At 67.3% G+C, this 12,839-nt stretch carries 10 protein-coding genes; 5 read left to right on the plus strand and 5 right to left on the minus strand.

Annotated elements, in window-relative coordinates; all coding sequences use genetic code 11:
* On the plus strand, positions 1–2,220 hold a 2,220-nt coding region (locus tag NS283_RS02940; RefSeq protein ID WP_153003267.1), incomplete at its 5' end, for a FlgD immunoglobulin-like domain containing protein.
* Here NS283_RS02940 and NS283_RS02945 read toward each other — a convergent pair.
* Genes NS283_RS02945 through NS283_RS02955 form a run of 3 tightly spaced genes read right to left on the minus strand, consistent with a single transcriptional unit; the run spans position 2,204 to position 5,498 of the window.
* Positions 2,204–3,472: a right-handed parallel beta-helix repeat-containing protein gene (locus tag NS283_RS02945; protein ID WP_058595396.1), complete on the minus strand. Its 1,269-nt coding sequence runs from the start codon at positions 3,470–3,472 to the stop codon at positions 2,204–2,206. The two genes, NS283_RS02940 and NS283_RS02945, sit on opposite strands and share 17 nt — an antisense overlap.
* A complete protein-coding gene (locus tag NS283_RS02950) occupies positions 3,448–4,404 on the minus strand; it encodes a glycosyltransferase (RefSeq protein WP_193751216.1) in 957 nt (318 codons plus the stop codon). Before NS283_RS02950 ends, NS283_RS02945 begins: the two co-directional genes overlap by 25 nt.
* Positions 4,405–4,409: 5 nt before the next feature.
* On the minus strand, positions 4,410–5,498 hold the full coding sequence (locus NS283_RS02955) for a glycosyltransferase family 4 protein (protein ID WP_193751217.1): 1,089 nt from the start codon (positions 5,496–5,498) through the stop codon (positions 4,410–4,412).
* Between the two features lie 315 nt (positions 5,499–5,813).
* Here NS283_RS02955 and NS283_RS18565 point away from each other — a divergent pair, with 315 nt between their 5' ends.
* Genes NS283_RS18565 through NS283_RS18315 form a run of 4 tightly spaced genes read left to right on the plus strand, consistent with a single transcriptional unit; the run spans position 5,814 to position 10,625 of the window.
* Positions 5,814–7,214, plus strand: a complete 1,401-nt coding sequence (locus tag NS283_RS18565; RefSeq protein WP_153001231.1) for an O-antigen ligase family protein — start codon at positions 5,814–5,816, stop codon at positions 7,212–7,214.
* 58 nt (positions 7,215–7,272) lie between these two features.
* On the plus strand, positions 7,273–8,145 hold the full coding sequence (locus NS283_RS18310; RefSeq protein ID WP_058595400.1) for a glycosyltransferase family 2 protein: 873 nt from the start codon (positions 7,273–7,275) through the stop codon (positions 8,143–8,145).
* On the plus strand, positions 8,146–9,189 hold the full coding sequence (locus NS283_RS18570) for a polysaccharide pyruvyl transferase family protein (RefSeq protein ID WP_058595401.1): 1,044 nt from the start codon (positions 8,146–8,148) through the stop codon (positions 9,187–9,189).
* The gene (locus NS283_RS18315; protein WP_058595402.1) at positions 9,186–10,625 is read left to right on the plus strand and encodes a lipopolysaccharide biosynthesis protein; all 1,440 of its coding nucleotides are present in this window, start codon (positions 9,186–9,188) and stop codon (positions 10,623–10,625) included. Before NS283_RS18570 ends, NS283_RS18315 begins: the two co-directional genes overlap by 4 nt.
* 26 nt (positions 10,626–10,651) lie before the next feature.
* Here the strand turns inward: NS283_RS18315 and NS283_RS02980 are convergent, their stop codons facing one another.
* Both NS283_RS02980 and NS283_RS02985 read right to left on the minus strand, forming a co-directional pair.
* Positions 10,652–11,560, minus strand: a complete 909-nt coding sequence (locus NS283_RS02980) for a glycosyltransferase family 2 protein (protein ID WP_058595403.1) — start codon at positions 11,558–11,560, stop codon at positions 10,652–10,654.
* Between the two features lie 46 nt (positions 11,561–11,606).
* On the minus strand, positions 11,607–12,707 hold the full coding sequence (locus tag NS283_RS02985; RefSeq protein ID WP_058595404.1) for a glycosyltransferase: 1,101 nt from the start codon (positions 12,705–12,707) through the stop codon (positions 11,607–11,609).
* Positions 12,708–12,839: the final 132 nt, after the last annotated feature.

The following is a 12,839-nucleotide window of genomic DNA, read 5'->3' on the forward strand; positions in this document are numbered from 1 at the left end:
ACCTTCACCGCGGGCGGCGCGGGCGACTACCGCCTCCGCCTGATCGACCCTGCGGGGAACACCCGCACATTCACCGGCGCAGTGCAGGCGGCGAAGACCGAGACGAACCGGTGGGACGGCAAGTCGGACGGCGGGGCGCCTCTGGCGGGCGTGGTGCGGGCGGTACTCGAGTACGACTCTACGGCCGACGGGAAGTTGTCCGGCCAGCTCACCGTCGCCACTCCCTATCTCGTGGGAGCGGCCCAGCGCGCGGCCTCCGCCACCGCGGGCTCGGTGGCCGCGGTGAACTCCTCGCTCACGACGTACGAGAGTCTGTCCAAGGCCGACACCGATGCGGCAGCGATGGAGGACGCGTACGTGCGGTATGCGCGGGAAGAGTTTGAGTGGAACCGCGTCGAGCCGCGCAAGGGATTCTTCGATTGGCCGAAGTTCGACCAGGCAGTCTCGGTCGCTCGTGCGCGCAACATCGACATCATCGGCAAGCTCGTCTACACGGCCGACTGGGCCACGAGTGCCCCTGCCGGCACTCCGAGTTCGTCCGCGCGGTACTACCCGCCCGCAGACTATGCGGATTATGTGAACTACGCCGTCGCGACCGTCGAGCGCTACAAGGATCGCGTGAAGGTATGGGAGATTTGGAACGAGCCGAACATCGAGCAGTACTGGAAGCCTTCGCCGGACGCGTCCGCCTACGCGCGTCTGTTGAAGGCGACGTACGCAGCGATCAAGGAGGCCGACCCGGATGCCATCGTGCTGACGGGCGGGCTCGCGGGATACTCCGAGCAGTACTTGAACAGCCTGCGGGACGCGGGGGCGATCGACTCCTTCGACGGAATCGGGTTGCACACCTACGTTCAAGGTGCACCGGAATCGAGCACGATCGATAGCTGGATCTCGGCCGCGCAGTCATGGATCGCTCGGAACGCCCCGGGACGGTCGTTGTGGATCACCGAGACGGGCTGGTCGACGTGCACGAGCTGCGGCTCCGGAGCGGGGGTGAGCGAGGCGGATCAGGCCGCGTACCTCAGCAGGTCGATGATCGACGCTGCCGCGCACGGGGTGGCGGCGTACGCCTGGTTCAACCTGGTCGAGATCGGGGGCAGCGCCAGCAGGCTCGACAACTACGGACTGATCGAGCAGTCCGGGAGGAAGAAGCCGGCATACTCTGCGCTCGCTCGGACCGGTGCCGGGATGGCCGGTTCCGTCGCCGCCGGCACCGCCTCACCGAGTACGGGCACATCTACGGTTCTCAGTGATCTCGCGAAGACGACCGACGTAAAGTCCAAGTCGCTGGGCACAGGCGCAACGTCGAAAGTGTCCGCCGTGACCACGCGCGTGGCAGGTTCGGGGGCGATCGCCTTGGACTACAACTACAAGGCCTCAACCGCGGAGGGCACCGCCCTCACCATGAACCTGCCCGTTTCGGGAAGGCCGAGTGCCGTGTCGGTCTGGACATACGGCGACAACAGCAATAGCTCGATCTACATGAAGATCACGGACGCCAAGGGCGAGATCTTCGAAGGCAAGGTGGGTAACGCGGGACCGGAGGGATGGTCTCGGCAGACACTCTACTTCGACGGGCTGAATCCCAGCTACAAGAGCTATGGATCCAATGTCGATAAGAAGATCGACTACCCCATCACCGTCACCGATGTGCACGTGTTCAAGTCGTCGACCTCCAAGACCAGCGGTCGCATCATCTTCGACGACGTGACTGCGCACTACGGCACCAGCACTCGCGGAGTGGTCTTCTACGGTCGGAACTTCGTGACCCAGGCCCTGTACCGACCGGACTTCTCCACGACGAGGGTTCCCGTCGCCAACACGACCGCATACATCTACGATCGCGGAGCCCTGCAAGCCGTGTCGGTGGACTCGTCTCTCGGCGCGGAAGTGACCGTCTCGTCGGCCCCGAAGTTCCTGGTGTCGTCGAACCGGGTCAATCCGTCGTCGGTGAAGCCCGGTAGTTCCGTCTCGCTCCGCCTCCTCACCGGGGATCGCACCACGATCACCGTCCAGATCTACACGAAGAGCGGCAAGCTCGTCCGAACCATCGTGGACTCCCGCTCCTACCTCTCCGGAGCGCGCGAGATCGCCTGGGACGGAAAGGTCACGGGAGGGGCCGTCGCGACCCCGGGGGACTACCGATTCCGGATCAGCGTGTCCGGACCGGACGGTCGGAGCGTCGCCTGGGGACGCCCCTTCACCATTGCCGGGTGACGCCCTTTCGGGCGACGACGGAGCCATCGGCTCGTTCCACGAGGTACGGACCGCCGTCGCCCGATTCGACCTGGTATGACGCCGTCCGCGCGCCCTCGACCTGGTTGTCCTGAACGATGATGTTCCGCGTGTTGTCCGACACGAAGACGCCGTAGATCATCTGCCCCGGCTCACCGGAGATCGTGTTGCCCTCGACGAGGACCGACTGCGCAGCCTGGTCCCGCAGCTTGCTGATCGCGACACCGCAGCGCCAGTAATCGGGGCTTCCCGAGCGCTGGGCGACGTCCGAGATCTTGTTCTCCCGCAGGACGACCTGCTGGACCCCCTCGATCTCGACGCCTGTCTTCCCTGTCGGACCGATGGTGTTCTGCGTCACCTGGACGTCGACGACGCCACCGCGTCGATCATGGAGATGGATGCCGAAGTCCCGCTTCGACGTGATCGTGTTCCCGGTGACGGTACCGGACCGGGCACCGCTGCCGAAGTAGATCCCGACCATGTCGGTCGACAGGGTGTTGTTCTGGATCGTGACGTCTGTGGCGTCGTCACCGGCCACCATCACGCCGGTGTCATAGGAACTCTTCACGGTGTTCCCCTGCACGAGGACGTCCTGGCCGCGTACGTAGATCGCGGACGGTGAGGGAGCCTGCCCTTTGGCGACCTTGTCGATGGTGTTGGAGGTGATCTTGATGTCCCGCGCGCCAGATTCGACCCGGACAGCGAAGTCGACGATGTCGTCGAACGTGCAGGAGTCGATGACGACGTTCGACGCCGAGCGCCCGGACTCGGCGTAGACCCGGACCGCGTGCTTCATGCGGATGAACGTGCACCCGCTGATCGTGACGCCGGAAGAGCTGTCGATCTGGAGCGAGACCCCTTGCGTGGACTGAACGCCGCCATCGAACGTGACGCCCGTCACCTTCACATTGTCCACGCCGTTCGCGAGGACGAAGGGAGCGTCCGTGCGGTCAGCGAGCTTCAGAGTCGATCCATCCGCGTGCCCGGCCAACTCGACACCGGGCCGCAGCCTGATCGTGGATCGGACGACCTGCGTTCCGGCCGGTAACTCGACCCGCCCTCCTTGAGGGGCGGAACGGAGGAGCTGATTGAGCTCGTCGGCGTAGTCCGGAGCGCCGTCATCCGGGTCGGGCGCGCACGACGCGAGGAAGACCGTGAAGGCCGCGACCCCGGCGAAGGCCAGGACGGCACGCCGCGGGACGCGGTGGCTCAGCGCGTCGGGTTCGTCGACCACACCGCACCCGCAAATCTCCGGAACCTCGCAGCCCGTGCCCTCATGGCCGCCCCCTTCTCGCCCGCCCGGCGTGCCTTCGCCCCGAGGAGAAGAGCCCGTGACCCGAGACCCGCCGAGAAGATGGCTCTCCAGAGGAAGCGGCGCACGGGCCCCGCGGAGAAACGCCAGACGTAGAAGTCGAAGGTGTTCTGCGCCCAGAGGGTGGAGACCGACGAGCCCGCAGCGTTGACGGAGGCGGCGATCTCATGGGTCGCGACGACATCCGCGTCCAGCACGACGCGGTAGCCCTGACGGAGCACTCGGTCCGCCAGCTCGATGTCCTCCCCGTACATGAACCACCGCTCGGAGAGGAACCCGACGGCCTCCCGCGCGTGGGGAGCGAGATACAGGGCGCATCCGGAGACCCACTCGACGTCCTGCGTGTACGAGTGGTGCCGGCGATACAGGTGGCGTCCACGGAGGAACGGCACACGGGGGAAGGCCCGCGCGAGCCCGGTGAAGTGAGTGAAGAGAGGCCACAGCCGGGGCTGCTTCCCCGCCGCTAGGGTCGGCACGTGCGGCCCGCTGTCGACGAGAGGAGCGATGATCCCGATCGTCGAGTCGGCTTCCGCGGCGCGCACGAGGCGGGCGAGGTCGGCACCCGTGATGCGGGCGTCGGGGTTCAAGAGGAAGATGCCACCGGCAGCCGCGGTCGCAATACCGCGGTTCACGGCACGCGCGAACCCGTCGTTCGTCTCGCTCTCGATGATGCGGGTCACCAGCCCCTCGGCCTCGAGGCCGCGCGCGATCGACACGGAGTCGTCCGAGGAGCGATTGTCGACGACCACCACCTCGACGTCGTCGGACGCGCCGAGCGTGCGAAGGCATCCCTCCAGGTCGTCGGCCGAGTTGTAGCTCACGAGGATCACCGTGGTCACGGACACGTCTGTCACTTCCTTCACTCTTCGTGCCCGGCGACACGGAAGATCTCTGCGGCGACCTGTGCGCGGTACTGCTCGCGGGAGAAGCGCTCGGAGACGCTCCGCCGCCCTTGGTCGATGAGCCGCTCGCGCAGTATGTCGTCGGTCCGCAGCATCTCGAGTCGGGATGCCAGCTCGTCGGGGTCGTCCGCCGGGACCACCAGCCCCTCGCGTCCATCGCCGACGATCTCGACCAGCCCCTGGACGTCGGAGACGATCACCGGAACACCCGCCGCCAGGCCCTCTGCAGCGACGGTCCCGAAGGGCTCCGCACGAGAAGGGACGACCAACGCGTCCGCCGTGGAGAACAACGGTGGGGCGTCGGCCACGAACCCGGTGAACGTCACCACGTCCGACCCCAGGGAGAGTTCACGACAAAGGTCGCGCAGCTCGGCTTCGTACCACTCGTACCCGGGGAAGACGGCCCCGGCGAGCGTCAGTCGCACATCGGTCCCGTCTCGACGCATCCGCGCCACGGCACGGACCGCGACGTCCGTACCCTTGCGGGGGCTCAGGCGACCGAGGTAGAGGATGCGGAACGTGCCCTCGGGGGAGGGCTCATGTCGGACCGCGTACGCGGACCAGTCCTTGCCGTTGTAGATCACGCTGGTCCGCGTGCGCACGGAGGGGCAGTCGAGGAAGATCTGGCGCGCCGTGAACTGGCTGTTGGCGATCACCGAGTGCGCCAGGCGCAGGGGAGACAGGAGCGCGCGCCGCACGAGTGCCGGCGGATCGACCTCCGCTTCGCGCACGTGGAAGACCACACGTTTCCGGAGAAGACGAGAAGCGAGTGCCCACCACGGCTGCACGATCGTGTTCACGTACACGAGGTCGGGTCGCACGCGACGGATGACCCTCACCATCCGCGGCCCTCGCCGCACCAGGTCGAAGACGAGCCGGGCGAAGCCGGACGGTTTCAACGCCGACTTCCGCAAGACGGGGACGTCGCGGACGAGGACGTCCGCCCCGGCCGCCTGGAGCTCGCCTCGAAGAGGACCGTCGACGGGGAGCACGACGGTGACATGGGCCCCGCGATCGCGCAGACCCACGACGGCTTCCAGCGCCATCCGATCGCTCCCGTAGAGCTCGGCTGACGGGTGGCAGAGCATTACGCGCATGTGGCCCCGATCCGACATATCGAGGCATCGGCCTCTCCGCGGGTCAGCTCGACGGCAGAACTCCGTGGCACTGAAAAGGAAATGGGATCCGACCCCCCATCGGCCTGTTCTTTTCGCACAAACACCCCTGAACGATTGATTGGACAGGCGCCCGTGCCTACGTCGATCGTATCGGAGAATGCAATGAAGGACCGGTCGAGCGCTTATCCTGGAGAAAGCACGATGCGCAGGGGTCTGGCTGATGCCCCCGGGGAAGGCACCACGGTGACTCGTTCGATTATCACTTCTGCCGCGGCAGCAGTGGTGCTCGTCGCGCTCGTTCTTTTCTTGGGCCCGATTCCGGTTCTCATCGGAATTCTGGGAATCACCGGCGTCATCGTGGTGCTGCGTTTCCCCCTCGCCGGGATCTACGCCCTGATCGTGCTCCTTCCTTTCAATGCGCTGGTGTCACAGGTCGCACCCGGCGTGGTCGGAACCGCCTACGGCGTCATCAAAGACGCCGTCATCGGCCTTCTCCTGATCGCCGCTCTCGTGAACAGGCGTTTCAACCGCGCGCCCACGAGCATCGCCGTCCTCGTCGGCCTCCTGGCCCTCCTGCCTCTCGTGAGCGGCACGTTCACCCCGTCGCTCGAGCAGGCTCTCTACGGATGGCGCAACGATTACGAGCCGCTGCTCCTGCTCGTGCTGGTGCCCGCGTTCGTCGAGGTGCGCCACGTGCGCCGGATGCTGATGACCATCATCGCGACCGCGCAGATCAGCGCCGCGCTCGCGGTCGCCACGTGGACGCAGGGGGTTCAGTGGCTGCTGGACATCGGTCGCCTGCCGGTGCCCGCGGGGCAGCGCTTCCCGACCTCCCTCTTCTCTTCCGGCAGCCTGACACCGCGAGCGTTCAGTCCGTACGTCGCGCCGAACGAGCTCGCAGCGGCGATGCTCATCTCCATCGCCGTGGTGTGGTGCGCGCCGGGCCTGCGTACCTCACGTCGCCTGTTGCTGACCCTGTTGCCCGCCGCCGCCGTTCTCCTCACCGAGTCCCGGAGCGGGTTGTTCGGCGCCGCCATCCTGGGAGCGGTGCTCCTGGCTCGTGCCCTCCGCAAGTCCTCGCATATCCTCTCCGTCGGCTTCCTGCTCGTCGCGGGCGTGGCGACCGTCGCCGCCGCGACGCTGTACATCGGCGGCGCCCTCGAGGAGGAGACCGACACGTCCTTCGGCGGTCACGCGGCCAGTCTGCAGGAGGGGCTCGCGCAACTCCTCGTCCACCCGCTCGGGATGGGCCTCGGAGTCGTCGGCCCCCGATCGCTGCAGTTCGAGACGAACTACCACGTGGAGAGCTACTGGCTCCTCATCGCGCTCGAGGCGGGGCCGCTCATCCTGGCGATCTTCCTCATCCTGCTCGGGGTTCTCGCCAGCCGCGCGGCGCGGTCCCGAAGCATCGTGGGGTTCCTCCCCGCCGCCGCGCTCAGCGGGACCCTCGTCTCCCAGATCGTGCTCCCGACCCTCCAGGAGAGCCCGGTCAGCTTCCTGCTCTGGATCTCCATCGGGCTCGCGACGGTCGTCCAGGTACAGGAGAAGGTGGACCCCGCGTTCACTCTGGGTGAGCACTCCCCCACCTTCGAGCCTCGGCGGCGTAAGGCGCTCTCCGCGCAGAAGAAGCCGCAATCGGTGTGACCGCCTCGCACAGACCCCGAGTGCGCGCACCTCGTCGTCCGAGAGAGAGAAGAACCCCGTGAAACTGTCCGTCGTCATTCCGACGATCGGCCGCCCCGAACTCGCGCGGGCCGTCCGAAGCGCTCTCGAGCAGACGACACCGGTGCACGAGGTCATCGTGGCCGCCGACACCGTGGATGAACTCACCCTTCCCGAGGATGACCGGGTACGCGTGGTTCGCGTCGGTCCGGGCGCCGGAGGGAACGTCGGGCGTCAAAGCGGCATCCGCGAAGCCACCGGGGATCTGATCGGTCTTCTCGACGACGACGACGAGTGGGCGCCGACGAAGGTCGAGGTCCTGACCCGCCTCGCCGCGCAGACGTCCGGGCCCTGGATCGCCACCTCCCGCGTGCGGATGAAGCGCACGAACGGTGCCGAGCTCATCCAGCCGGCCTTCCCCATCCGACCGGGCGAGGATCTCCGCGCGTACATGTTCGCGAAGCGGTCGCCGCGGAGCGGCCACGGATTCGTCCAGGCCTCCACTCTGATCTTCCCCCGGGAACTCGCCCTGGAGGTCCCCTTCGACGAGAACCTGAAATTCCATCAGGACGTCTCGTGGCTGACCTCCGTGGCCGCGGCCCATCCCGACCTGACGGTGTTGCAGTCCTGGGAGCCTCTGGCGAGCTACTACGCGACGGAGGGATCCGTCTCGAAGCGGATCGCTCCGGAGGGATCGATCGCCTGGGCCCGCCGCTTCCTCGCCGACCAGCCACGGCTGCTCGGCGACTTCATCCTCACCCAGTCCCTGGGTTTCGCCCGGCGTAACGGGTCGGTCGGCTCCATGGTCCGGACCGCCGTCTCCGGCATCCGTTTCGGACGCCCCGGCCCCGCGGCGATCGTCTACGCGATCGGCGCGACGGCCAAACAGACCCTCCAGAGCAAAGGCAAGTGAATGCGCCGCATCTATGTGCGAGGTACCGGCCAGGAAGACAACATCGGAGACGTCATCCTCCGTCGCGCCTTCTTCGACGAGCTCTCCCGTGCGGGAGAGCTTCACATCCTCCTCGGGGACGCGAGCGCAGACTTCCTGGCGGCGCTCGATCTGCGGGACTCCGATGTCGTCTATCGCGATGTCGATGACTGGCGACGGTCGGCCTACCGCTCGGTGCTCCGGCGGGACACATGGTGGGTGGACAAGCCCGGCGAACTGCTGCTCGAGGAGGACATCTACAAAGGACAGCGGCGTCTGCTCCCCCTCATCCTCGCCGTCCGCGCGCGAGGCGGACGCGCTCTGCGACTGGGGATCGGTCAGCGCAAGCCCAATCCCGCGGTGATCGAACGCTTCCGGCGCCTGTACCGCCTGTCCTCGATGGTGGCCTGGCGCGACGTCGACTCCCGCGAGCACTTCGGTCTCGGCGAAGTCATGCCCGACTGGGGATTCCTCCCGGGCGCCGATTCCGGAGCCCGGCGTCGGCATCGTCTGGTCGTGTCCTACCGGGGCGACCGCGAACCGCTGTCCGGCGAGACGATCACCGCCATCCGAGAATTCGCCTCGCGCGAGGGCCTCACCGTGACCGTGATCACCCAGGTGGCGAGAGACTCCGCTCGCAGCAAGGAACTCCACGCGCAGCTCGGCGGCGACCTCGTCGACTGGGAGACCGTCGACGGCCATCGCGCCCAGGAGGATCGCCTTCGCGACATCTATCTCGAGACCGCTGTCGCCCTCAGCGACCGCCTGCACGTCTTGATCGTCGCGGCCGCGGAAGGCGCCGTGCCGGTCAACCTGATCGCCGAGCCGGACACCAAGGTGGGGCGGCACTTCGACGCCATCGGATACCACGAGATGACGGTGGCATCCGCGAACCGCGGCTCTGCGGAGATCCTCGACGACCTCGTCGCTCAAGCGGCGCGCACCGACGAGGCCGTCGCCCAGGTGAGTGCAGCTCGCGCCCGGATCCGGGACGTCGCCCGCCGCGCTCTGGCGATCGCCCCTTGAGCTCTGGCCTTGGTCGACGCGCCCTCGGCGGCGCCGGCGCGACACTGCTGTGGCAGGGGGTTCGACTCGGACTGCTCGCCGTCTCGATCGTCGTCCTGGCGCGCCTTCTCGACCCGCAGGACTACGGGTACCTGGCGATGGTCACCGCCGTGATCGGTCTCGGCGAGCTCCTGCGCGACATGGGTCTGTCGATGGCGGCCGTCCAGGCGAAGACCCTCTCCGCTTCGGAGAAGAGCAATCTCTTCTGGCTCAACAGCGCGATTGGACTCGTCCTCGCCCTCGTCGTCTTCGCAAGCTCGTGGGGCATCGCCCTCATCTACGACGAGTCGGCACTCGTATCGATCACGCAGATGCTGTCGGTCACCTTCCTGCTCAACGGCGTCGCGGCGCAGTACAAGGCGCAGATCAACCGCGACATGCGGTTCATGACGCTGGGCCTGACCGAAGCGCTCCCCCAGGCGATCGCACTCGTCCTGGCCATCATGCTGGCGGTAAACGGTTTCGGGTACTGGGCTCTCGTGGCGCAGGCTCTGGCGGTAGCCCTGCTGGCACTCGTCCTGGACATGATGCTGGCTCGTTGGCATCCGTCCCTGCCGTCACGCACAACCTCGATTCGACGCTTCCTCCGCTTCGGTGGCGCACTCGCGGGGACCCAGGGCATCGCGTACGCCGCGAAGAACATCGATACGGTCGCCCTCGGCGTCCTCTTCGGGTCCAACGTCGTCGGCCTGTACAGCCGTGCCTTCCAGCTCGTCGTCCTGCCGCTGAATCAGCTCACCGCACCTCTCTCCCGTGTCGCGGTGCCGGTGCTCTCGCGGATCCAGGACGACCGCGCCCGGTTCATCGAGTACATCCGCACGGGTCAGCACTTCACGGTCACCCTCGCCAGCGTCTTCTACGCGGCCCTCGTCGGCTTCGCGGAGCCGATCGTGCTGCTGGTCCTCGGCGAACGATGGCTGGCCGTCGCTCCGATCCTCCAGGCCCTCGCCCTGGTGGGGGTGTTCCGGGCTCTCGGCCAGGTGCCCTACTGGATCTTCGTCTCGCTCGGGCTCACCGGCAAGCAGCTGAAGATCTACCTGGTCACGCAGCCGATCGTCGTCGTCTCGATCCTCGCGGGCGCCCCGTGGGGGCCCGTCGGCGTCGGTATCGGCGGTTCCGTCGGATACTTCCTGTTCTGGATCATCCAGATGTGGTGGGCGGGGCGGACATCGGGACTGCCCGCCTGGTCGCTCACCCGGTCGGGACTGCTCACCGCGCTGCTCTCGGGTGTCCCCGTCGCCGCGGCCGGTTACATCAGCACCGTCGTCTTCTCCGGGCCCGCGGCGCTGGCCATCGGCGTCACCGCGGCCGCAGCGTGGGTCGCCGGCATCAACCTCCTGATCCCGGCCAACCGGAACCGCCTGCGCACGATCAAGGCGCTGGTGCGCAAGCGCTGACGCCTCGACCGGGAGGAGAACCGCCGTCAGGATGTCGGTCGCTGGTACTCCTGCACGTGGCGTCCGCTCACGGCACCGATCCAGCCGAGACCCCGGGTGATCTGCGCGGTGTCGCGCAGTCGCAGCCCTTTCCCGGTCGCGAGGGCCACGGCTGTCTTCGCCGTTCCCACGAGGATGTGACCGACGGCGCGCACCGCGAGCTTCCACGCGGGTGTCGAGCGGAGCATCAGGCGCCCGGAGACGTTGTTGATGCGGATGTAGCGGCGCATGATCCATCGGAAGCGCAACCGGTCGGGTGGAACGAGTTCGGTCACCTCGGCGGACGGCGCCCAAGCGACCTTCGCGCCGGACGAGGCGATGAGCCGGGTGAAGAAGTCGGTGTCACTCCCTCCCGTGGCGGAGAAGCTCTCGTCGAAACGCGGCGATCCCGCACGCCGGTAGGCATCGAGCGAAAGCAGGGTGTTGTTCGTGGCGGGAGTGCGCGACGTCAGTCCCTCCGCCTCCGGTGAGCGCTGGATGTATCCTCCGCGCTCGATCCAGCGGGGCGCTTGCGGCGGGAAGATCGTGCGGACCGGTCCGCAGACGATCTCCGCCCCGTACCGGTCCGCCACCTCGAACAGGGAGCTCATCCACCCCGCGGGGACGACCTCGTCGTCATCGACGAAGACGATGTGCGTGGCATCCGGCGGCAAGTGGTCCAGGCTCGCGTTGCGAGCGGCCGCGATCCCCGGCTTCTCCTCGATGACGTAGTCGACGTTCAGGCGACTTGCCCGCGCGACATTGCCCGCTGATCCGCTCGCGTCGTTGTCGACGACGATGACCCGCAGATCGTGAGCACCTTCCAGGGCCTCGATCGACGTCAACAGGGCCTCGAGGTCGTCGGGCCGCTTGTAGCTGGCGATCGCGACGGCGATACGGATCGGGGGGACGGACACGTCTACTCCTCGGGCGGTCGGGTTCGGCGCAGAGACCGGGGCGGGGTCAGGCCACGCTCAGTCGACGAAGCGCGTCGAGGTAGGCGCCGTTGACGCCCTGCCAGGTATAGGACTCACCCGCGCGACGTGCCGCCTGCGTCGACGCCGCCTGCTGCTGCTCCGGTTCGGCCATGAGCGCGCAGACCGCCTCGGCGATGGATGCCGCGTTCGGTTCGCAGAAGTGGGCGCCGTTGCCGAGCACCTCGCGGTTGTAGACCGTCGCCCGGGCCACGATCGGGGTGCCGGTCGCCATCGCCTGCACGAGGGTCGGGTTGGTGCCGCCCACACTGTGCCCGTGGAAGTAGACACCCGCGTGCTGCCAGAGAGCCAGGAGACGTGCGTCGTCGCTTATGTGGCCCAGGGCGTGGACGTTCGGGTTGCGTTCCGCGAGGAGACGCGCCTGCTCGTCGAGAGGACCGCCGTAGCCGGATGATCCCACGATCACGACCGGGTACTTCTCGGCGATCACCTCGGCGGCGTCGAGGAACTCGGGGATCGTGTTCTCCGGGACGAACCGGGCCACCGCGAGCACGTATCCGCGATGCGTCAGCCCCGGCTCGACGGGCAGGTCGGGCGGAACGTCTCCGCCGTAGGGGATGAACACGCCCTCACGCCGGAACTCCGTGTTCCAGCGCCGTTCGATCTCTCGCGAGTCGAAGACCAGGTCGTCGGCGAACCAGGCCGTCATGCGCGCGCCCGTCTTGAAGATGAACTTCGCGAGACGGCCCCACTTCGCGCGGTCCCACTCGATGCCGTCCACGTTCACGAGGGTCTTGATACCGCGCGCCTTGAGCAGGGGAAGGAAGAAGCCGTTCGCGACGTTCATGACCAGGGCCACGTCGGGCTTCGTCCGTGCGGCGTGGATGCTCGCCGTGAGCCCATACGACAGAGTGCTGAGCGACTTGCTCTCGATACCGCGGGTGACCTCGGTCCGGACCCGCGCGTCGCGCTCCGGGTCGTCGGTTTTCGTCGAACCGGAACGACCGTAGACGGTCACGTCCCATCCCTCGCCCGCGAGGAACGGAGCCAGCTTCCGCACCGCCGTCTCGAAACCGCCGTAGTAGCTCGGATAGCCACGCGTCCCGATGATTGCGACTGATGAAGCCATAGGCGTGCGCGCTCCCGCTCGTCTGAAAGGATCTTCTTCCGATATCGGAAAGGTCCATTCAGCCTATCGCTAGGAATCCGGACTAGCGGGCATCGCTCGGGCGAGGCGCGACATTGTTCCGGAGAGAGAATC

The organism is Microbacterium testaceum (assembly GCF_001476285.1).
Lineage (GTDB): Bacteria > Actinomycetota > Actinomycetes > Actinomycetales > Microbacteriaceae > Microbacterium > Microbacterium testaceum_B.

Coding starts and splice junctions, on each gene's coding strand:
- NS283_RS02985 (WP_058595404.1), bottom strand. CDS start 12,707: ATGGCTTCATCAGTCGCAATCATCGGGACGCGTGGCTATCCGAGCTAC.
- NS283_RS18570 (WP_058595401.1), top strand. CDS start 8,146: ATGCGCCGCATCTATGTGCGAGGTACCGGCCAGGAAGACAACATCGGA.
- NS283_RS02955 (WP_193751217.1), bottom strand. CDS start 5,498: ATGGCGCTGGAAGCCGTCGTGGGTCTGCGCGATCGCGGGGCCCATGTC.